Source organism: Dictyobacter halimunensis (assembly GCF_036245075.1).
This window is the reverse complement of the sequence record NZ_BSRI01000002.1, coordinates 565,992-588,897: the sequence shown is the minus strand read 5'-3', so window position 1 is coordinate 588,897 and position 22,906 is coordinate 565,992. Positions and strand designations below refer to the sequence as shown.

Annotated in this window: 16 protein-coding genes; 9 read left to right on the top strand and 7 right to left on the bottom strand. The window is 50.7% G+C overall.

Annotation, left to right across the window (positions count from 1 at the left end):
* Window positions 1-15 precede the first annotated feature (15 nt).
* The 4 genes from AABA21_RS16495 to AABA21_RS16480 all read right to left on the bottom strand — a co-directional run bounded on the left by AABA21_RS16495 (window position 16) and on the right by AABA21_RS16480 (window position 5,548).
* Window positions 16-1,326 carry an extracellular solute-binding protein gene (locus tag AABA21_RS16495; protein ID WP_338251988.1) on the bottom strand — a complete coding sequence of 437 codons (1,311 nt, stop codon included), beginning with the start codon at window positions 1,324-1,326 and terminating at the stop codon, window positions 16-18.
* A 570-nt stretch (window positions 1,327-1,896) separates the two neighbouring features.
* Window positions 1,897-3,111, bottom strand: coding sequence for an acyltransferase (locus AABA21_RS16490; protein ID WP_338251986.1), 1,215 nt, complete (start codon window positions 3,109-3,111; stop codon window positions 1,897-1,899).
* Window positions 3,112-3,287: 176 nt separating this feature from the next.
* Entirely contained in the window at window positions 3,288-4,826 is a 1,539-nt protein-coding gene (locus AABA21_RS16485; protein WP_338251984.1) for a sensor histidine kinase, read from the bottom strand.
* A gap of 8 nt (window positions 4,827-4,834) precedes the next feature.
* Window positions 4,835-5,548: a response regulator gene (locus AABA21_RS16480; protein ID WP_338251983.1), complete on the bottom strand. Its 714-nt coding sequence runs from the start codon at window positions 5,546-5,548 to the stop codon at window positions 4,835-4,837.
* Window positions 5,549-5,813: 265 nt separating this feature from the next.
* Here AABA21_RS16480 and AABA21_RS16475 point away from each other — a divergent pair, with 265 nt between their 5' ends.
* Together AABA21_RS16475 and AABA21_RS16470 are read left to right on the top strand one after the other, a co-directional pair.
* On the top strand, window positions 5,814-7,190 hold the full coding sequence (locus AABA21_RS16475) for an MFS transporter (protein WP_338251981.1): 1,377 nt from the start codon (window positions 5,814-5,816) through the stop codon (window positions 7,188-7,190).
* A gap of 96 nt (window positions 7,191-7,286) precedes the next feature.
* The gene (locus AABA21_RS16470) at window positions 7,287-8,822 is read left to right on the top strand and encodes an AMP-binding protein (protein WP_338251979.1); all 1,536 of its coding nucleotides are present in this window, start codon (window positions 7,287-7,289) and stop codon (window positions 8,820-8,822) included.
* Between the two features lie 65 nt (window positions 8,823-8,887).
* Here the strand turns inward: AABA21_RS16470 and AABA21_RS16465 are convergent, their stop codons facing one another.
* From AABA21_RS16465 to AABA21_RS16455, 3 genes are all read right to left on the bottom strand, one after another.
* Window positions 8,888-9,889 (bottom strand): carboxylesterase family protein, encoded by a 1,002-nt coding sequence (locus tag AABA21_RS16465; protein WP_338251977.1) that lies wholly within the window; start codon window positions 9,887-9,889, stop codon window positions 8,888-8,890.
* Entirely contained in the window at window positions 9,886-11,124 is a 1,239-nt protein-coding gene (gene iscB / locus AABA21_RS16460) for an RNA-guided endonuclease IscB (RefSeq protein WP_338251975.1), read from the bottom strand. The genes AABA21_RS16465 and iscB overlap by 4 nt, the downstream gene beginning before the upstream one ends.
* Before the next feature lie 340 nt (window positions 11,125-11,464).
* Window positions 11,465-12,589, bottom strand: coding sequence for a GntR family transcriptional regulator (locus AABA21_RS16455; RefSeq protein ID WP_338251973.1), 1,125 nt, complete (start codon window positions 12,587-12,589; stop codon window positions 11,465-11,467).
* Window positions 12,590-13,445: 856 nt separating this feature from the next.
* Here AABA21_RS16455 and AABA21_RS16450 point away from each other — a divergent pair.
* The 7 genes from AABA21_RS16450 to AABA21_RS16420 all read left to right on the top strand — a co-directional run bounded on the left by AABA21_RS16450 (window position 13,446) and on the right by AABA21_RS16420 (window position 22,848).
* Entirely contained in the window at window positions 13,446-14,921 is a 1,476-nt protein-coding gene (locus AABA21_RS16450) for an ABC transporter substrate-binding protein (RefSeq protein WP_338251971.1), read from the top strand.
* A gap of 212 nt (window positions 14,922-15,133) precedes the next feature.
* A complete protein-coding gene (locus AABA21_RS16445) occupies window positions 15,134-16,132 on the top strand; it encodes a carbohydrate ABC transporter permease (RefSeq protein WP_338251969.1) in 999 nt (332 codons plus the stop codon).
* 15 nt (window positions 16,133-16,147) lie between these two features.
* The gene (locus tag AABA21_RS16440; protein ID WP_338251967.1) at window positions 16,148-17,020 is read left to right on the top strand and encodes a carbohydrate ABC transporter permease; all 873 of its coding nucleotides are present in this window, start codon (window positions 16,148-16,150) and stop codon (window positions 17,018-17,020) included.
* A 964-nt stretch (window positions 17,021-17,984) separates the two neighbouring features.
* Complete coding sequence (locus tag AABA21_RS16435; RefSeq protein ID WP_338251965.1) at window positions 17,985-19,250, top strand: ABC transporter substrate-binding protein; 1,266 nt, start codon at window positions 17,985-17,987, stop codon at window positions 19,248-19,250.
* A gap of 191 nt (window positions 19,251-19,441) precedes the next feature.
* Entirely contained in the window at window positions 19,442-20,353 is a 912-nt protein-coding gene (locus tag AABA21_RS16430) for a carbohydrate ABC transporter permease (protein WP_126599361.1), read from the top strand.
* A gap of 45 nt (window positions 20,354-20,398) precedes the next feature.
* Complete coding sequence (locus tag AABA21_RS16425) at window positions 20,399-21,289, top strand: carbohydrate ABC transporter permease (protein ID WP_338251961.1); 891 nt, start codon at window positions 20,399-20,401, stop codon at window positions 21,287-21,289.
* Between the two features lie 350 nt (window positions 21,290-21,639).
* Window positions 21,640-22,848 (top strand): ROK family protein, encoded by a 1,209-nt coding sequence (locus AABA21_RS16420; protein ID WP_338251959.1) that lies wholly within the window; start codon window positions 21,640-21,642, stop codon window positions 22,846-22,848.
* The last annotated feature ends 58 nt before the right edge of the window (window positions 22,849-22,906 follow it).

Sequence of the window (22,906 nt, the reverse complement as noted above, 5' to 3'; positions counted from 1 at the left end):
TACATGTGGTAAGCATTAGGACTGACTATCGGCGAGAATTGAGTTGATCTCATTGGCTGGTGCTTTGAGGGCTTGCTCCGGTGTTTCTTTACCCAACACCGCATTCTGGAGATGGGTATGGATCAGTGTACGAATCTGTGTCCATTCCGCGATCAGCGGCATCAGATAGGTATACGACACCATGGGCGTGAACTTATTAATGGGATCGGTCACCGTGATTGACTTGCGCGCACCTGGAGCCAGGTAGTACTTGGGCACATCCTTGGCGACCTGGTTACCCGTGAGGTAACTCGCCATATTCATGGCAGCCTTGATCCTATCACTATTGTTCGTTTTCGCGACAGCGATCAAGCCAATGCCGCCCGTGGTGAGATGTTTGCCCAGTTTCCCCATCGGCATCGGTTTGACGGTGAAGTTCATGTTCATAGCCGCATAGCCGCTTGAGTCGCCACTGGGAGCGCAATACATGGCATAATTTTTGTGCTGACTAAAGCCGGTAGAGATATCCTCAGCTGCCTGGGTGCCGAAGTCGGGCGGGGTCACTTTATACTTTTGTGCCAGATCGACCAACTTTTGCAGCCCACTGATAGTCTCGGGAGAATCAAAGGCATATTTCTTATTATCCGGCGTCAAGGGCACGCCACCATCGCCCATGATGAATGGCCAGGTATTGACCACACCTGGATCGATCATGCCGGTAAAGCCATAGATCTTCTGACCATTGGCGCGCGTGAATGTCAGTTTCTGCGCGATCTCCACAAATTGCTCATAGGTCCAATCATCTGTCGGTACAGGAACACCACGCTCTTTAAAGATATCCAGGTTCAAATACATACCAACGGGAGGGACCCAGAGCGGCCAGGCATAGGCCTTGCCATTAATTTTAACGGCGTCAAGCAAATTTGGATAGATATCGGCCTTGTCGTCGGCGGTCAAATAATCGTCAATTGGCTGCACCGATCCCTGCTTGACGAGTAGAGGGAGATTATCGGATGGGATGCGGAAGACATCCACCGATGAACCACCATTGACAGCCTGCGTGACTTTGGTAAAGCCAGCATTGTCTCCGGTATAGCCAGTGACCTTGACCGTTGTGTTGGCATGACTTTTCATGTATGCCTTAACAGCAGCGTCGGTCAGCTTACCCGTTGCATTAGCGCCATTTGGCTGGTAACCCAGGGCCCAATAGCGTAAGGTTTGCGCCTGCGGAGTAGATGAACCGGAAGAACCTCCTCCACATGCCGCCAGTAGCGCTGCCAGTGCGCTGGTACCAACTGCAACTTTGCCGCCGTCGATCATGAATTGTCGTCGTGTTATCGAACTCATGCTGGTGTCTCCTCGATGAAATAAAGATCGGGAATAGCGAAAATGATGTCCTCTGTTAGGGCTATACACGGATGTAGTGTGATGCATAGGGTAAGAAGAAAGTGCAACTGCCTTGATATGGAACTATGCCGTATCAAACCAGCCGTCTTAAAAAATTGAGCTGCTTATACGTATCCTTCCCATATGAGAACTGTGCTGTAGGGTTTGAAGACCTATGAAAAGATGAAGAAATAAGTGTTGAAGACAGTGCCACATCCTCTTCATTGATTGATGCTTCCTTTCTATCTTCGCATCACAGGTGTTCTAGTCGTTAAGTTGTATAGACCAACAGATAGATTTATCACACTATGCCATACTTTCCGTACCCTGTCAAGCGTAAATCTTGCCCCGAGTAAAAATAATGTATTTAGAGATCATCTGACAGTTCTACTGATTTTCCTATACTTGAATGGAATAATCGCTATCTCTATTGGAGGAATGGAAGAATCCAAAAAAACTGATTGTAGAGGTCTCAGGGGCGGCTAGCCGCCCCTGAGACCTCTACAATCAGTTTTTTTGGATTGATGCTAGTCAGGCTCCTAGTTTGACTACATCTCGGTTGGGCGTTGCCAATGATTTGTTTTCTGGTGGAGGAGTCGCTTTCTTTGGCGCTTCACGTCCGATCAAACGGCTCAGAACCGGTATCCTTAGCAATACGAGGCAGAAGGAAACAGAGATACTGGCGATAAAGAGCCAGCCCAGAAAAACGCGTAGCGCGACCGGCCAGCTGGTTGGCATCGCTGGTATCAACCAGCTCAGAGCCACCGTGAGCATGAAGGCGTGGCACAGATAGACGCCGAAGGAGGTATCAGAGAGAGTGTGCCAGAATTTGAAGGCTCGTGGTGGTTGTTGCGGACTGGTATTGATGGTCCAGCGGCTGGCGAGCCAGAATAAAAAGAAGATGATGCAGGGGCTATAAAAGGCCATCATGGGTTGCGTTACGGCTGACGCGTGGGGAATCGGCTCGTGATAGATCCGCACCTGTATGATATAGTGCAGCGTAAAGGTGGCTACCGCAATGACCGCGCAACTCACCACCACCCTGCCATGGCGCAACAGAAATGCTCGTACCTGTGGAAAATAGATGGCGGTGATGCCACCCAGCACAAAGTAGAACTGGTAGCTCAGGATACAGCGCTCAGCGTAACGCGCGTAATAGTGCCAGAAGCCAACCAGTGGGATGCGCCCCATCTGGACGGTATGATAGTCCGCGTAGAGGTACACCACCTGCAGTGTGAAGCTGGTCAGCAGGGTGATCCAGGGGTGTCGAGCCACCTTCTTCATCAAGGCCAGAAAGAAGGGGAAGATGATATAGAATTGGATGCTGATCAGAATGAAGTAGAGCTGAAAGGAGGCCTGCCCGGTCAGGGTATCGACAGCCAGGACCCGGAAAAAAATCGGCCAGGGCACATCGTGTGGCAGTTTGAAGATCTCATACAGGAAGCTCCAGACGACATAAGGAAGTAAGATGCCCAGGCTCCGTTTCTTCCAGAATTGGATGGTCTGTACAGGTTTGCCGTAATACACATAGACAAGCGCGAAGGCTGAGATGAACATAAAGATAGAACGATTGACATGCAAGAGATTGACCACCGCATTTTGTGCCTGAAGACCGGCAGTAGTTGTATTGATAGATGCAGCAGATATCCCTGTAATATGGACCGCTATGACCGTCAGCATGGTGACAACCCGTAGCAGGTCCAGCTCATAGATATACGGACGCCGCGCATTTTTTACCTGGCTCATGTAATAAACCTCAAAATGTAGTATTCAGCATATCTTCTGTACGCCCGGATATCTTCCTGGAGAATATCTGCTCAAGCCATCACCCACGAGATAGATCAGTCGGGCTCTATTGAATCCTGACATACCAGCCTGAAGAAAGGGCTGTATAAGGCTGAAAAATCGCTGAATACCGCCTGTTATTCGTGGTCGGATGAGGCGTTATGTTCCTGGATGGGGGGGATCGCAGGCAGGCGTAGCGTGACCGTTGTGCCTTTGTCCAGCTGGCTTTGCACAATAATATTGCCACCCTGAGCTTCAATGAGCTCTTTGGCGATCGCCAGGCCCAGACCATTGCCTCCGACCTTCTGCGCGGAGCGACTGCGGGCGCTATCGACGCGATAGAAGCGATCAAAGATATGGGGGAGCGCATCGGCAGGAATGCCTTTGCCGGTATCCTGAATTTCAATGATGACCGTATCAGGCTCCTCATTATATGCGATGATCTTCACCTGGCCCGTAGCAGGAGTAAATTTCAAGGCGTTATCGATGATATTCAAGAGCGTTTGCTGCAGCTTGTCCGCGTCGGCACGGACGGGGAGGATATTTTCCGCGACGAGGCGTGTGATGTTCTGCCCATGTGCCAGCTGCTGTGCCTGGTCGTAGAGGGTGCGCGTGAATTTCTGAATGTCGATTGTCTCCTGGCGGAACTGCAGCTTATGCTCATCCAGCCGGGTAAGCGCCAGCAGGTCCTCGACCAGGCGATGCATGCGCTGCACCTCGGCGTACATGCCCTTTGTCAAGCGGCGTGTCGTTTCAGGATTCCCTTTATCAGCTCCCAGCAGAAGCATCTCCAGGCTGCCATTCAACGCCGTCAGGGGGGTACGCAATTCATGCGAGACATCGGCGACAAAGCGTTTCTGTTGTTGAAAGGCTGTTTCAAGCTGAGCGACCATGCTATTGAACGAACGAGCCAGCACGCCGATCTCGTCGTTGGGCAGTTCCGTATTCAGGCGGAGCCAGAGAGCGCCATTGGCGATCTCGCGGCTGCTCCTCTCCATATCGACCAGGGGATGCAGAGCCACGCTGATCAGTGGAAAGGTCAGGGCTGTCGCCAGGCCCAGGGCACCAATGGTTCCCAGCAGCAATATCAGGCGTAACGTGGTCATAAAATTGTCGATGGAATCGATTGGTCGGCCGACCTGCAAAATGGCCACGGTTTCATTATCCTGCTCCAGGGGCAGCAGGACAACGATCTGACGTTTGCCCTGAACGTCTTTCTGAATCAGGTAGTTGTTGCCTTGCTGATCATTTTGTAGCGTTTGCCTGACCTGAGAGAATGAAAGCAAGACGGTAGACGGGGTAAAAGGCGCGTTGGTGCTAGTGGCGATGATGGTTCCATCGGGCGCCAGGATCGTCGCTTCATCACTGGTGCTGGCGATTTTTTGAGCTAGAATCTTGAGCGGAATGTCGCTGGTGGGATCAAGTGGGCCGGCAGGGGGACCGGGCGCATCCACCAGTCGCAGCGGGTGATTCTTCAAGCTATTAACGGCCAGACGTGCTTCATAGCGCAGTGAGGTCGCTTCATTGCTATATAAAGCCTGTTCAGCTGTGAAGAGGATAATTACACCCAGCGCGCTCAAGAGCAGGGTAAGTAGGCCCAGAGAGATCAGCGTGAGGCGCCAGCGGATAGAAACTTTATTGGCAATGGAGCGCCACCGTTTTTTACTCTTGTCCATTGCGTCTTTTACCCCCGCAGTGTATAGCCAATGCCTCGCACGGTCTGGAGCAGGCGTGGCGGATTATCGTTCAGCTTCTCGCGTAGATGACGGATATAGACCTCAATGATATTGTCATCGCCCATATAATCGTAGCCCCAGATACGCGCCAGGATGATCTCACGCGTCAGCACCTGCCGTGGATGCATTAAAAAGAGCTCCAGCAACTCGAATTCGCGGGGGGTCAGCTCGATGGTTTGCTCTCCACGGGTAACGACATGCGCTGTGCGATCGAGGGTGATGTCGTGGAAGGTGAGTGTATCGACGAAATGGGTGCCGTGGCGCCTCATTACTGCCCTGACCCTGGCGATCAGCTCTTTAAAGGCAAACGGCTTGGTCATATAGTCGTCCGCGCCGATCTCCAGCCCCGTTACCATGTCATTCAGGCTTTCCCGGGCGGTCAACATGATAATGGCCACATCACGGGTTTTGCGCAACTGGCGCGTGACCTCCAGCCCGTCAAATCCAGGCAACATAATGTCAAGGATTATCAGATCGGGTAGATGATTTTTGGTAGCCTCGATAGCTTCGGGTCCGCTGGTCGCGCTCACTACGTTATAGCCCTCGTAGGTAAGCCCGATCTGCAGAAAATCAATGATCTGTGGTTCATCATCTACAATTAAAATAGTTGGCTGTTTATTATGTGTCGTATCTTTATCGGTGGCAACAATCATACTGTTCATGACTTCTCGTATCTGCAATGGAGGATGGCTTGTGTTTTTCAGATAATCAACTGTCCATATGTATCACTATATGCCATCCTGTTTTGTTTAGCAAATTTTTTCTTCTGTAATATATAGCAATACTAACTGAATATTTGCTGAATGCGGCCTGGTTTTATGATATTCAGCAAATATTCAGTCATGTATGGCTTGATTTTCAGCAATCTCTGACAAGATACCTATATACACATGGTTGGACCTGTTCAAGGATGGAGGAGATCAGAGATTGTCTACCACTACGACACACATAGAATATGCGATCCCGGAAAGGATTGATCGGCTCCCTTTGAGCCGAGAAACATGGCGGATCATGCTGCTGGCTGGTATCGCCTGGCTTATTGAGTCATACGACATCGGTATCATGGGCAACATCCTGCCACTTTTAGAAAAACAGTATCAGCTTAACAGCTTTATGGTCGGCTCTTTAGCCACAGTCTCTACCCTGGGCATTGTACTGGCGATTATCCCGGCTGGTTGGTTAGCGGATCGGGTTGGGCGCAAGAAGATGTTAGTGTTCGGGACGGCCTGGTACGCTTTTTTTTCACTGCTGTGCGGAATGGTCCCTTCCATCCCATTGCTGATTGTCTGTCGCTTGATCGCGGGACTGGGTATGGGCGCTGTGTTCCCTATCCCCTATGCTATGGCGGCTGAATTGACCTCGAAGCGCATTCGTGGCTCTATGACCGCTGTGCTGGATTCCTTTCTTTCCTTTGGCTACTTTCTGGCCCCGTTACTCGCCCTGCTGTTGATCCCGCAATTGCCCACGCAGTGGGGATGGCGGATGCTGTTCTACATCGGTGGGTTGCCACTGCTGTATGTCCCGGTGCTGATCAAATGGATGCCCGAATCACCACGCTGGCTGACGATTCAGGGTCGGGGTGAAGAGGCGGATCAGATCGTTACGCAACTGGAGCAACGCATTGAGAGCCGCACAGGATTGGCCTTGCCGGAGCCTGGAAGCCATGCAGGGCAGTCTATGCCCACTCCGTCCAGAGCATCCTCCGGCATCTTTTCCCGCGCCTACCTCAAGCGGACACTGATGATGTGCATCTCATTTGCCTGTATCCTGTTCATCTTTTATGCCATCCAGACCTATACCCCAACGGTTCTGCTGAAAGAGGGCTACGGCATCAGTAACGCGTTCTTACTGACCACCATTATCGTGCTGGCCTCGATTCCCGGTAAGTATGCCGCAGCGTACGCCATTGAACGGTTTGGCCGTAAGTTTACCCTGATCAGCTTTACCTTGATCGCAGCGGCGAGCGCGCTCTGCTTTGGCTTTGCCCACAACGGCGCGCTGGCCCTGCTCGCAGGCTGTGTACTCTCCTTCTTCGGCATCGGGGTTGATCCAGTAATCAAAATCTATGGCGCCGAACAGTATCCAACCCGCATGCGTGAACTGGGGATTGGCGTGTTTGAGGGTGTGGGACGCCTCTTTGGTGGGGTGCTGGCCCCTTTTATCATGGCTTTTCTGCTAACCAGTTTTAATGTGGCTGGCTCATATGTGTTTGTGGCGGTGATCGCTGTGATTGGCGTATGTGTGGTGGCCTGGTTAGGCACCGAGACGCGAGGTGTGGTGTTGGAGAAGGCCTCCAATTCTTGATGTTGCTGTGCCAGCAATGTATGCCATTTTTACTGTCTGTCATACCTATCAACTGCTTGTAGTAGCGCAAGGGGTTAGAGAGAAAAACGAATAATCATGTTAAAAGTACAAGAAGATAGATCACAAGAGGTGCACCTTACTCCCGGATCTCTCTATCACAGCCTGGTTCAGTGGGCCCAAACGCAGCCTGGCGCGATCTGTTTGGTAGAGGCCGAGAGCGGACGTACCTTGACCTATCGACAAATGCTGGTAGCCGTCAATGCTATGCGACAGTTTCTGGGGGATGCTCCACAGACGCTGGTGCTCTCTTTGCCGTCTGGCATCGTCAATGCCGTAATCTGGATCAGTGCGCTCAGTGGAGGACATCGTTTAGTTCCGATCTCGCCAACTGCTTCAGAACATGAGAAGCGCCGTATTGTTGCTGCTTATCAACCTGATGTTTTGTTCACTGAACAGAGGGAGGATGCTCACCAATTTCCATGCCTGGAGACTGCCGTAAGCGTGACTCTTCCTACGTGTGAAGCCTTAATCACCCCTGTACCTGGCTCCATGGTCGATGATTGTTTGATGCAGCGTGAAGGCCAGGTCTGCCTGACGACTTCTGGTACCACTGGAGAGCCTAAAGGCGTTGTCCTGTGTGAGCGGCAAGTAGCGTGGACGGCCGAGCAGGTGCGCCTCAGTCATGGGTTGAGCACACAGGACCGTGGCCTGACGGTATTGCCGTTCTTTCACGTCAATGCTCCCGTTGTAAGCCTCTGTTCGTCTATCCTGGCTGGGAGCACGGTCGTCACAGCCCGTCGGTTTAGCCGCAGCCAGTTCTGGTCCTGGGTTGAGCGCTACCAGGTGACCTGGGCCAGCCTTGTGCCCACCATCGTCTCCATGTTGCTCTCGACCGACAAGCCAGCTTTCTTGCCGGGTACACTGCGCTTTGTACGTACCGGTTCGGCCTCATTGCCTGCCAGTGACCTGCAAGCGTTCGAACAGCGTTTCGGGGTCCCGGTGATTGAAACGTATGGCCTGTCAGAGGCGGCCAGCCAGGTTGTTGCCAATCCCATCCCACCCGGCAAACATAAGGCTGGCTCGGCGGGTCTGCCGGTAGGTATCCAATTGCGCATCTGCGCCCCGCGAGGAGATGGTAAAGATACGTTGAAAGATGTGTTGTCTGGCGAGATTGGTGAGATTTGTCTCGCGGGTCCGGCTCTTATTAGCGCCTATCAAAATAATGCAGGTCAGGACTCCTTTGTGGATGGCTGGTTTCGCAGCGGTGATCTGGGCTACCAGGATGAGGAGGGCTATCTCTTTATCACCGGTCGTCTGCGCGAGGTCATCAATCGAGGTGGAGAAAATATCGCGCCGCGCGAGATCGAAGAGGTGCTGTTACGGCATCCGGCTATCCAGGAAGTCGCTGTGGTCGGCCGTCCTGATCCCCTTTATGGCGAACAGGTCGTGGCATACATTGCCGTACGAACGCATTGGGATGAAGACAGCAAAGAGAGCCTGCTTGCTCATGCCCGGCGACATCTAAGCTCCCATAAAGTTCCCATTGACTTTATGGTGCTGGATGCGCTGCCACGCAACGCGACCGGCAAGATCGAGCGCAAGCTGCTCCAGAACAGGGAACGCCAGAGATAGTCTTCGTGGGGTGAAGGTGGGTATGTGCTAGGATACCCATCTCCACTCCATGGCATAGCGCAAGTCTAGTTTTTTTGTGAGAAAAGCCAGTCATAAAAATTCGGGACCGGATTGCTGGCGTTGTTCAACGAATAGATTTCGCCCCAGATATAATGCTGGCCATGGGGAAGCTCTGTGTAGCGTGGTGATTCGCCTGCTGCCCTCATGGCGGCGATCATCTGGCGCGTTCCCCAGACAGGTACAATCGGGTCCTTCGCGCCATGGAAGGCCCAGACCGGGAGATCCTTTAACACGTCTACCTTTGAAGGATCGCCGGCGCCAGAAATGGGGGCGGCCGCCGCGAAGTAGTGCGGCCAGCGTTCAATCATATCCCAGGTACCATAGCCTCCCTGCGATACACCGGTAACATAGAGCCGATGCGGATCAACGCCTGTATATTGTTTTTGCAGGCTATCAATGAGCTGCTTGGCCATCAGCAGTTCCGTTGTTGGATGGGGAACCTGCTTATATGAGCCCTCGCGTGATGGAGTGTTTACCCACTGATGGGGAAACATGACCTGTGGCACAACGACAAAGGTTGGCCAGTGCTGCTGAATATGAGGATTGTGGGCTCCTGTATAGGTATCGCTCCATACCTTGACGTAGTCCTGTTTAAAGAGCAAGTCCCGGTTCTGTGCTGGTGTATTGTGCGGCTGAGCACGTTCACCTCCACCATGGAGAAGGAGGACCAGCGGATACTTGTGCGCGGGATTATAATGGGCCGGCTGGTAAAGGTAATAAGGCAGGCTATGTCCCTGTCCATCGGTGAAGACGCGTTTCTGATAGCCGTCAATCATGGCGGCCTTATTCACCTCTGAGGGAGCTACCTGGCCTGTTGGGCCCGATGCCGCGTGACTGGTTTTACTGAGGAAGTTATAGGTCAGAAGCACATAGCCACCGCATATACAGAGGACGAGCATAGCCGTACTGATAATGGTGAGCGTAATTTTCTGCCGGGATGTTTGCACTGCTGGGGTATTATGATCGTTCTTTGGATTTATAACGGATCCTTGACATTTCTTGATCATCCTGCCGTCCTTTGCCAGAGCATCGTGGTGCCACGTTCGAGCAACACGCAATCCTTCGGTCGAGCTTTTGAGGGTTCCCCTTTGACCCGTGGAAAGGCGAGATAGCCGTCGCTGTAGATCGAGTTGATCTGCTTGACAAAGGTGCCCTTCACGCGCACCACATCGCCTTTGCGGAAACCCTCCAGTTCGCTGTTGACCTGATAGCGCACCCTGCCCTGTCCTTTCCGAGGCAAATCATGGTAGTGCCGCCGCGTTCGATGCGGGCGAAACCCCACCTGGTAGAAACGGTCTTGCTGCCAGGGAATAACTTCTCCGGTGCCGTAGGTGGCAATGCAGAGAGCGTCCACATCATGGGCTTTGGGCAGGTCCAGATGTTTGCGCCAGATCGCCGTCTGGTACCCAAAGAGGGTGGTCAGGGGAATGCCTTGTTCCAGCGTTGCGTACAGATGCGCTTTCCCTTGCATGGACCGTTGCGCGATATGGTCCAAATGACCGCTCACGCCTGCCACCGACAGCGTGATCTTGCCCTTGTGCACACGGTGATGACACGACTCGCAGAGCGTGAGCAGATTGCGGAGGGTATCTTTGCCGCCGTGTTGGCGAAACACGAGGTGATGCGCTTCCAAGCGCGTCTCGCGCTTGTGACAGTGCTGGCATTGGTAGCCGTCGCGCATCAGGCACGCGATCCGGAGGTTCTCATCCAGCCGTGTCGGGTCCTGATAGCGACTTGCTTGAAGCGTCGGATCATTCAAACGAGCGATGTCTACCTGGACATCTTCGATCACGATGTGGGCGAGAGGCAACGGCAGGTGCTCGACCACACGGATCACCTCCTCCACATTCGTTTTGATCGACGGAGGAAGTCGCCCACTGCGACGACTGGAAGCTCGGTTGCGTATCCGCTTCGGGCGATACCAACGGCGGCTGCGGCGGCTGCACCGATGCATCCGGCGGGTTTCCATCTTCTCTTTGACGTCTTTCCGATGAACGATCTCCCCCGACAGCAGGATCTCACCGTTGCCAACACAGGCGAAGCCTGTTATCGAACTGCCCTTATCGACCCCGACCACCACCTCCTGGACGTGCTCCTCACAGTCCCAGAGGAGTTGGATCGTGAAAGGGCTCCGGTGCTTGACGCGAGCCCGGCCATCCCTGAGCAATTTACGCGCTTTGGATGGCTTGCAGGGCATCAAGCAATGGCCATTCTGATTGACCACATACACCAAACACATCATAGCTTTAAGCTCTCCTTTCGGAAGTAAAACGCCCCTCGCGATGGTTTCTTGAGGTTTTGACACGCTGCACACATTCAGCTTTCGCTTCTCCTTAATACAGCGCCACAGGGCCTGGAACTGGGACACCATTCCAGGGTGTGATTCACTCAACAAACTTCTGCTCCACGACTCGCGTGAAGCCCGCTGGTAGTTCCATGAGCCAGGGAATCAAGGATTCGCTAGACTTTTAGCAACTATCCTTCTTTAACTGCTAATCTGATCGGGAAACAACTGCATGCATGTCTATAGTATAGAATACGTTTGAAGCGACTTTTATCTCACTATATTTTATGTCACAATTTTATATAAAGCGAGTTGAGGTTAAGGGATACTGGCGTAGCTGTGGGCGCAGACGAATCGTTGTTGTTGGCAGAGCTGGATCCAGCATAAGCTGATCCAAAAGAGAGAACATAGCTTGAACGATATAGGCAGGATCAAATTCAAAAACGGTCATGTTTCTGGTGCGACCAAATAGGATCGGCGAGCCCGCGTTGGCATGGGTCACGATGTTGACATCTTGCCCGATCCTGATCCCCAGCTCTTCCAGTGCTACCAGTGCTCCATCGGTCATCATGTCATTGGAGATAAAAATGCCATCGGGCCGTGTTGGATTAAACGCGCCGAATACCTCTTTCGCCAATAGATATCCTTGCTCCTGTAGGGTCAGCGTTTTTTGCGAGGGGGGAACATACGATTGGCGGGTAAATTCTGGATAGTACGGGAGTTTCTGTTCATTGAGTAGCTGCCGCATCGCCAGTATAGGCTCCGTATCTTCTAGATAGGGATACTGTAAGGTTGGCGTCCAGATGCCGATACGCTTGCAATTCTGCTGTATCAGCGCCAGTGTCGCCATGCGGCCCAGCTCTCTGCTATCGAGGGTAACATTCCAATAGCCATTAGCCGCGAAGGAAACACAGGGAAGATCCATATCTTCGTAGCTTCGCGCCTTGCGGGTATGAAGCCCAACGGCTAGCAACCCATTAAACTTCCTGTTCTCTATCAGTTCCTGAATGTCATCAGGCAGGGAATTGATGTGATCGCTGATCGGCTTCACGAAGCGAAACGTACAGATTTCTTCACGGTAAGCGGTTCGCTGCTGAGCTTCCTGTTCTAAGTTAATCCACAGCATGCTCCAGAATGGAGAAGCCGCGGGACCTGATAGAAGAGACGGGTCAAAGAGAATACCGATCGCTTTGTGGTAAATCGTAGGTGACACGAAGATTCCCTGGCGGTCTTTACGGTATAGAATCTGTTCGGCTTCTAATTTGTTGAGCGCATCGCTGAGGGTGACACGTGTTGTGCTCAACTCATCGCATAACTGACGAATGGTTGGCAACTTCGCTCCTGGCCCACGCGTATAGGCCAGTTCGCGTAGTCGCTTATAAATACCCTCAAATTTTGTTTCCGCTTTGAGTTGTGATTTCAAGGTGGCTCCCAGCGATTTTTAAAACCGTGTATTGAGGATTTTCTTATCTCTTCTGTCCTAGGACAATTATAAATTTGGGTGAGAATTATTGTCAAGCTTTTTCGTCCAGGCTTCTTTTATGGTGTTTATCCCTAAAAATATCCCGACATAGATGGTTTGTATACGAAGCGATAGCTCTATATCGAAGTTTTGGCCCTATTTAAGGCGTTCATCACGTATTCAATGTGTTATGCCTTAAATTAAGGCGATAAAGTCTTGACAATAAATAAATCCCTGCCTTATACTTGTTCTAGGACATGGGTTTCGAGAAAAAGAGAATAATCTCTTGTTTTTACTTATCTGTTCTAGTCCTACACCCTACACCCGTTGGCGCTGCTTGCCAGACGTAGGATCTTAAAAGTGTTGGCATCTTCGTTGAAGAAGTGCTGATGGGCTTGAGTGCTAAGGAGCATAAGTATGACCTGTAGTATTTACAACTATGACACCCATCCGTATCCATGTTTATTAATATTTTCCTCTAGCTTTGACCATAAGCGCATACCTTTCACCTATCATTGTTGGACGCGCCGGCTCACGCATTGATTCGTATATATCTTTTCTTTTTTCTCTCGATAGAGACTTCAGCATTTAGCCTGGTATATATTGGCCTTTTTTATCTTTTTGCTACTAGATGTAAAACAGTATGTGTATCTTTTACACTTCTGTTCTAGAACAAAGGCACCTTCGTTATGACCAGACGGTTGTAAACGATCGATATATATCCCTTTCGATGCAGCTGAACGGATGTCAACACATCCTTGCCTGCTGATGAAATGTTTGTCCTGCCCTTATTTTGAGTGAAGGAGCGAGTTCGGTCATGAGTGATTTTTCGCGTATGAATCGCCGCAGCTTTCTGCAAACGGCGGCGGCTACCGCTGGCGCTGCCACGCTGGGTAGCGCCCTGGCGGCCTGCGGCAGTTCAGGTTCTAGTAGTGGTGGCTCTACCGTTACCATCAAGTATTGGGACTGGTGGGTCTCCCAGGCCCCTTGGGTAGATAATGAGATCAAGCTTTTCCAGAAGGCCCATCCAAACATCACGGTAAAGAAGACGACCCAGGCGAGTAATACCTTCGACAACCTGTACGCATTGGCCGCCAAAAGCGGCAGTCAACCAGACGTTTCTATGATACCTCAGAAGCCGAATTTTAATATTCAGGTGAGCAACGGCTGGTTTATGCCAATTGATAAGTGGGCGAATGATGCATGGAAACAAAAGTTCCCAACCGGTACTTTCCACGAGGGGAACAACATGTTTAATGGCAAGCTCTACACGGCGCCCTTTTCCGGGTACGCTCCCTGGCTCCAGCTCTACATCAATAATAAGGTCTTTAAAGATGCTGGACTGGTCAATGCCGATGGAACGATCTTTGTGCCCAAGACCTGGGATGATGTGACCCATGCCGCGGAGCAGGTGACCAAAAAGAGTAACGGCAACGCCTATGGTCTTGGCTTTGGTAATAGTAGCTTCAACCTGCTCTTCTGGTGGATTGAGCTGTTTGTGCGTGGCGCCGGGAGCCCTGGTGGCGCCTATGGTATGGATAATCGTGTTGGCAAGTATACCTATGGGAGCGATCGCAACTACGCGGACTTCCTGACCCTGTTTAAAGAATGGAAGACCAAGGGCTATTTCCACCCCAATTCGATGAGCATGACCGATGAGATCGCACGCGCCAACTTTGAGCGCGGCAAATTTGGCATGACCGTTGGCGGCGTCTGGAATCAGGCCGAGTGGAGCCAGCACAACTTTACTGACTATACCCTGACGACGCTGATCTCTCCTCAAGCTACACCAAAAGCTTACTTTACCTATACTCCGGGTGGTACCCTGTTTGCCATGTCATCTAAAACCAAACATTCCGATGAAGCGTGGGCTTGGATGGATTGGCTATACAGCCCGGAGGCGGGCAAGCGTTGGGTAAGCATGGGAGAGGATCTCTCGATCTTCTCACAGAACGACGATCCCGCGCTGGTGAAATTCAAACCCTTCGCGCAATACGTGGCGACCGCGAAGCTCACCCTGCCAGCGCCTGATGTCAGTGTCCGTAACCCTCAGACGGCCAACGTGCAGGTGCAGGCCGTCAAACCCGACCTGGGAGATCTATCCTCTGGCTGGTATACCGGCCAGGTTTCTGACCTGCAGGGCTCACTCAATGATCTTCAGGCGCGCATGCAGAAGGCTCAGGATGATGCGGTCAAGCAGGCGCAGCAAAAAGGGTATAAGGTGAACGCCAGCGACTGGACTTTCCCCGATTGGGACCCGACCAAGCCCTACATCACCAAACCTGGTGCGTAGACGCCGTTTGATGTTGAATCGGGAGCGCCCGCGTGGTGAGCGGCGACTGTTGCGCAACAGCCGCCGCCCTTATCATCGTAGAGAAAAAATGGAAGCCGTAGAAATATATATAACACAGGTTTCGTGTCGGAGCGAAAAAGCATCGCACATGCAAGGGCAAAGACCCCTTTTCCTCCCACCTGACCTGCTGATGTGTAAAGGAAAGAGATTGTATGCAAGCACCGACATTGCCCTCTAAGCCCTCGGGGAAGCCAGCTGCATCTCGCCAGCGCACACCATTCAAGCGGACAATCTGGCAAGAGATTATGGCAAGTGGCTGGTCATACCTCTATATTGCCCCGATGGTGATTCTTATCCTGGCGTTTACGATCTACCCTACGATTGCATCTTTAGGCTATACCTTTTATCAGTGGAACGGTATTGGTGATCCGAGCGACTTTGTCGGCTTTGATAATTTTACTCGCGTCATGCATGACTCCATCTTCTGGGGAGCGTTCTTGCATACCCTGATCTATACCGTGGTGCTGGTCCCGATACAATTGGCGCTGGCACTGGTGCTGGCACTGGCATTGAATAACCCCAAATTGAAATTTTCCACCTTCTACCGTTCTGTGTATTTTATACCGGCTGTAACCTCGGCCGCGGTCATTGGTATTGTGGTGCAGTTGATCGTCTCGAACTTTGGCGATGGCATCAACAAGGTCTTGATGGCCCTGCATCTCACGCATGACCAGATCGACTTTCTGGGGGATCCCCGTTTTGCGCTGGGTATTATTATCCTGGTAGGCATCTGGAATACCCTGGGCTATAACCTGGTCTACTTTCTGGCCGGGCTACAGACCATTCCCGCCGAGATGTACGAAGCGGCGACCATTGATGGAGCCAACAGTTTTGGACGCTTCGCCTATATTACCGTTCCAATGTTGCGCGCGGTTGGCCTGATCATTCTCATCCTGGCGATTCTAGGTAGCCTGCAGATTTTTGATCTGGTGATGGTCATGACGGATGGTGGCCCGTTTAACGCCACAGAAGTCGTGAATACCTATATTTTCCACCAGGCCTTTGGTGGGTCAGCGCGTGCAGGTGTCCAACCAAACATCGGTTTTGCCTCGGCCGCCTCCTTCTTTTATGGCCTGATCCTGATGGTCTTCTCCGCCTTCCAGTTGTTGATCGTCCGTTCTGTCAGGCAGCAACGCGAGCTTGTATCCTAGAGAGGAAAGAAAAAGATGTCTGTTATTGCGCAACAAGGAATGGTGCGACGGCGTAAACGCCGGCCGGGCAAATCGATGTGGCTCACCCACACCATCCTCCTGCTTGGCGGCCTGGTCTGGATCTATCCTTTTTTATGGATGCTGGGCAGTTCACTCAAGACCGACCAGGATTTCTTTAGCCAGGGTTTAAGTATCTTCCCAGGAAAGACGATCGCGTGGGGGAACTATCCCGCCGCCTGGAATGAAGCCTCCTTTGGGCAATATTTCATCAATACGGTCATCGTCTCTGGTCTGACGGTCTCTTTTGTGCTGCTTTTTACCTCGATGGCCGGCTACGCTATTTCGCGCACCAGCTTTCCCGGCAAGAAAATCTTGCTCGGGTTGATCGCTATGACCCTCTTTTTGCCGCATGGTTATACTATCCTGCCCATTTTTGACCTGATACAGCGCCTGGGTCTGTTAAACACCCTGTCCGCCGTTATCGTCGTAGAGACTGGCGGTGGACTGATTTTTCCCACCTTCCTCTTTATCGGTTACTTCTCATCCATGGATAAAGAGATTGAGGATGCCGCCCGCGTCGATGGGGCTGGTTTTAACCAGCGTTTCTGGATGATTATGTTTCCGCTGGCGGGACCGATGCTGGCAACGGTCGCCCTCTTCACCTTTATAGGGGCCTGGAATAACTTCTTTATTCCCCTGGTCTTCACGCTGGCGAATCCCGATCTGCAGACCCTGGCCGTTGGCATGTATGCCTTTATCGGTCAGAACTCGACCCAGTGGTCGTACCTGACAGCGGGCGCCGTAATCACGCTGGCGCCGATCATGCTGGTCTTTATCTTCCTGCAGCGCTACTTCATCAATGGAGTTGCCGGAGCGGTGAAATCCTAACATACTATCCCTTTCGACTTTGACCCTTGGTGAACCTCCAATGAGATAGGCCAGAGCTCCACACTCTGGCCTATCTTTTTTATCCACTGCCTCTGTATCTGCTGTAGTTTTTGAAAATTGATACTGGCTTCTTTCTTTGAGTGTTCAAAGAACATTGGAAATCACAATTCTGTCAAAACAAACTTGACAAATGCTCTTCTATTCATTATATTATTGTCATTGAGTGAAGTAACTTTATCCGTCTTCGAGCAACTTATAAATTTGCTGAATAAGCAGTGTTGTTTTTTTATAAATTTACAACGTTGTAAGGCCACAATACTGTTTATTGATGCACCAGCATTTATGTTTGTGCTGACCGATCCCTCTAGTTGTGATTAGCACAGGCACAGCTTTTCCGGTAATAATTTTATGGTGTGCAGCCAGCAAATGTATTGGGAAAGGAGGTATGAGCCTCAAAGGAGCTTTTCTCAGGTTCTTGTCCAGGAAACGATGGTGTTTTATTGTTGCCTTTCACAAACAACAAAGGATAGACTGTAGTGCAGCAGGAAAAGGAAAGACCCTTTTTGATTTGCTTAAGTGCAAAAATCAGAAAAATCACCTCCAGGCAAATAAATTGCCTTCCCCAAACTTTGTCTCAGACAAGAGGTTCGTCACAAGCACAGCCTATAAACTGGGATTCTTTTCATTACTGTTATTTGCTTCGCGGCGCTATCGTTTTATGCCTTCATCGTAATCAAATCCTGGCAAAAAGATGCGTAGATGCATTTTTTGATAGTTGCATGCTGATAATCGGCAACTATACCCATCACTTCTTCCAACAACGCCAATTACGTTTCTCAACAATATGATCTGGTGATCTCCGCAGGTCTATGGACACAGTGTGTGCTCCCTGTGGAAAAGTTTGTATCGTGTATTGATTAGTTTTTATCCATGGATCTCTTGCTGTGGATATGGAGAAGCAATCATGGCATCATCTATTTCACGTCGCCGCTTTTTGCAATATACTGGTGCAGCAACCATTAGTGGTTCGTTGCTTGCCGCGTGCGGAAATACCTCGGTAGGTCCTGGTGCTACAAATAGTGGTGGGGGAACCGCTTTATCTCAGTGGTATCACCAGTATGGTGAGAGTGGTACAGAAGCCGCTGCGAAGCGTTATGCCAAAGAATACACCAAAGCTAACGTGACTGTGCGTTGGACTCCGGGTGATTATGCTACTGTACTGAACTCGGCCCTTATCGGTAATAATCCACCTGATGTGTTTGAAACTTCAGGGGTTGGTGTTGATCAGATCAAAAATGGCTTTTTTGAGCCTCTAGATGACCTGTTTGGCGACGCGAAAAGCGACTTTAGCGATGTCAGCCTGGCACCATATACCGTTAATGGCAAAGTCTATGGTATCAAGATGCTCAATGATACTGGCCTGCTCTACTATCGTAAAAGCATGCTGCAAAAGGCCGGTGTACAACCTCCCACAACATTCGCTGAAGTTATCACCGCTGCTCAGAAATTGACCACGAAGGATGTGAAAGGTCTCTTCGTGGGTAATGACGGTGGAATTGGGGCTCTGGGCAATATTGCTGTCTGGTCCGCGGGCAGCGATTTTGTCAGTAAAGACAATAAGATTATTTTCAACAATGATCGCACGGCTGCGGCCATTGAAAAAATTGTTGAATTGAATAAAACGAAAGCACTGCTGCTTGGTAACACCACGGACTGGTGGGACCCATCAGCGTTCACGCAGGGTCTGGCGGCCATGGAATGGACAGGTTTATGGGCGATGCCAGCCATTCAAAAGGCGCTGGGCGATGACTTTGGTGTAATGGCCTGGCCAAAATTGGATGCCCAGGGGACACCGGCAACCTTCCTGGGTGGCTGGGGGGCCTGTGTCTCAGGCAAAGGAAAAAATAAAGACGCTGCCAAAGCTTTCGTGAAATGGCTCTGGATTGATAACACCAAAGATCAAGAAGATTGGTGTCTCAGCTACGGCTTCCATATTCCTCCCCGTGCCAGCCTGGCGAGCAAAGCGACGAAGCTACAGAGTGGCCCTGCCTCTGATGCCGTTACTATCGCCAAACAGTATGGCAAAGCGACCCCACCTATCTGGGATGGTACTATGGGCACCGCATTTAGTGATGTGATCACTCGTGCTGTCAAGAACAATGCTAACATTAAAAGTGAGTTGAAACAGGCCGAGGACAAGTGTAACACCGAATTGCAGAAGTTGCTGTAGTTTTAAATGAGTAGTGGGCGGGTATAAATAGCCCAAAGGCATTCATACCCGCCCACTACTCCCATTTTCGCTATCGCTCATCAACTACCTCCTAGATAGGAAGGATACTCATAATGAATGCTTCCTCTTCGGTCTCAGCGCATGAAGCCACTAGCAAACCACAACACGTTCAGCCTGGCACCAGAAAGCAGATGCGCAGGCGTCAGCTTCGTACTACATGGGCTTATTGGAGTATGGTCGGACCGCTCATAATTGGTCTAACCGTTTTCACCTTTATACCTATTGTCTGGAGTATTATGCTGAGCTTCTTTGATGCTCGCAGTACGATTCTACCCACCCAGTTTGTTGGTCTGGGCAACTACCTCAATTTGTTTCAAGACGAATCTTTTCGCAACGCCATGGTTACTGGCGTGCTGTTCGCTCTTTTTATTATTCCAACTACCTGCCTCTTTGCTCTCGGCCTGGCGCTCCTGGTGAATAGTGTCCGGTATGGCCGTGGCTTTTTCCGTTCAGTCTTTTTTATTCCAACCGCTTGTTCTTATGTTGTGGCCTCGCTGATCTGGAAATTGGATATCTTCAATGGCCTTCAATCAGGGTTGATGAATACGGTGCTTGCAGTCTTTGGTATCGATCGCGTCTCCACCTGGCTTACCAGCCCTAACCCCCCGCTATTTTGGATTGTCCTGGTAACCTGCCGTCTATGGCTGCAATTAGGCTTCTACATGATCCTTTTTATTGCCGGACTGCAAGATATTCCTAGGGAATTGTACGAAGCCGCCGAAGTCGATGGCGCCAAACGAGGTTGGGCCACGTTCCGTTATATCACCTTGCCTCTCTTGCGTAACACGACCGTTGCCGTTCTGATTCTCAACCTGATCGCTGCTTTTCAGGCGTACGATGAATTTTACAACATTCTGGGTAGCTTTACCGGCTCCAGTGGTAACATCGTTCTTGGACGCCCACCGCTGTTGTATCTATACCAGATAGCGATTAGTGGTGGTGATTTTGGTCGTGGCAGTGCTGGTGCGATTATTATCGCCCTGACAATCATGATCTTTACGCTGCTGCAGAGTAAATTTTTAAGTTTTGGCAAAGCGAATTAAGCAACTGCACCAAAGATTATTTTGAAAGGACACAGGGAAAGATCTATGGCAGTGACGAAGCTTCGAACTGGCACACCCGCAAGAAGGAAATCCAGAGGTGCGCGCCCTGGTGCAGTAATCAGTAGCATCGTGCGTTATGCCGTCTTGATTGTGCTCGCGCTCTTCTTTTTGATTCCCTTTTATCTGCTGTTACGTAATGGCCTGGCAACCGAACAGGATATTACCTCACCTCACTGGACCTTTTTTCCGAGTACGCTGCATTTCGAGAATATCGGTGAGCTTTTTAGTGATGAAAGCGTTCCTTTTGCTAATAGTTTGCTTATTTCCGCACTTAGCTCGCTTGCGACGACGGCAGGGTCTGTTCTCGTTGCCTTATGCGCAGGTTATGGTATTGCCCGTATTCCTTATCGTTGGAATGGCTGGGTTTTTGGAGCGATTCTTGCGACCTTGATTCTTCCAGGAGCTGTCACCTTTATTCCTACCTATACGATCGTCTCTTTTTTGGGCTGGGTGGGAAATATCTGGGGGCTGATTGTGCCTGGGCTCTTTAGTGGTTTCACAACTTTCCTTTTCCGACAATTCTTCCTGAACTTCCCCAGCGAGTTGGAAGAGGCGGCCCGTGTAGATGGATTGGGCTATTGGGGTATCCTCTGGCGTATTGTGGTGCCTAACTCACTTCCTATTATTGCCGCTTTAGCTGTCGTGGGCTTTATTGCTGGATGGAATGCTTTCCTCTGGCCGCTGGTGATTACCGGTCAAAATGAGAATGCCTGGACTGTGCAGGTTTCACTCTCAACGTTCTTGACCGCCCAGACCATCGTGCTTCATGAGCTTTTCCTGGCCGCGCTGATTGCCATCCTGCCTTTGATTGTTGTCTTCCTGTTTTTGCAACGCTATATTGTGGAAGGCTATACTCAGACTGGTCTCAAAGGCTGAGTTATCCGCAGGTCACACGGCGATCTTGTGTCTACCGGACCACACGAGCAAAAGAGAACCTGCCCGCCATACTACCGCGGCAGGTTCTTTTTCACCTTCACAGTCCAGTACAGCTTTTCTGCTTGAAGGTTGTTAAGAAATAAGCTGAACTCTTATTGCGCTTATTATGAGCGCTGGCGAGCGACGGAACCGTTGAGTGCTCTATGCACTTGCCAAAATCAGGCATTGCATCTATACTTTTTTTTGTCAATGATAGAATAGACATCATTAAGATGCAAGAAGTACTGATATATATAGCATAGAAGCACGCGACCGTTCTTTGGTGCATTTGGTAAAAGAGGATTGAACTTATGTATCGGCAGGTCCCACCAGTAGATCGTAAGATGATGCAAAAAATCAACCAGAATACCTTACTCAACCTGATTCGCGTGCATGCTCCCGTATCACGCACCGAGCTCAGGCGTTTATCAGGGTTAAGTCAGGGCACGATTTTTGGCATGACTGCGAGTCTCATAGAACAACAACTCATCGTCGAGACGGGCGAGACTCAATCGACCGGCGGCCGCAAAGCTGAACTCCTAGAAATCTATCCGGAAGGAGGATATGTGCTTGGGCTAGAGATCCGTGAGTATGAACTGATTATGGTGTTGCTGAACCTGCACGGCAACATTGTAGAGATAGAGCACCACGAAGCCCATTTCCGTAGTAATGGGGCGCAGGCTGTTGAGTGGATTACTACTAGTGTGGATGCTTTTATCGAGCGCACCCGGGTTCCACGGGAGAAACTGCTTGGTGTTGGTTGTGGTGTTTCTGGTGGTGTCAATACAGAACTCGGTGAGGTGGTGGATAGCTGGATTCTGGATTGGCATAATGTGATGATTGGTCCCCCGTTACAGGAACATTTCAAGTTGCCGGTCTTTGTGGATAATTCGGTTAATTGTCTGATCTGCTATGAGCGTTTATTTAGAAGCGGGCAAATGTACCATAATTTTTTGCTTGTCACCTTTGGGCGTGGGTTGGGCATGGCCGCTATTATCCGTGATAATCCGTTTCGTGGCGCGCAGGGGTTGGGCGCGGAATTCGGTCACATTCCTTTCGATACACATGGGCGCTTCTGTGAATGTGGCAATCAAGGATGTCTGGAAGCGTATGTTTCTGACCATGGTATTTTACGCACTTACGCTGAAATTGTCGCGGACGCTTCCTCCCAGGCAGAGGCAGTGAATGTCTCTTTGGTCGAGCAACTGGTTGAACTGGCTGTACAGGGGAATCAGGATGCCCTGCGGGCGTTTGAGCTGACTGGTACTTATCTGGGCAATGGTCTGGCTTGCCTGGTTAACCTTTTCAACCCGGAATGCCTCATTATTTGTAATGAAGGTGAACACCTGCTGTCGCTCCTATCGCCATCAATGAAAACGGCCTTAAAGCAACACACATTTTCACAACTGGGAAAGAATCTGCAGCTTATTTGTGAGCAGAATACGACCATTGAATCCTGGGCGCGCGGCGCCGGCTGTCTGGTGCTTCAGGACTTTTTTGCCTCCCCCAAACAGTTTTAAATACTCACGGTCCCGGTGGCAAGGTGCATGCTTTTGTCTCCAGGACCTTTTCTCTCCG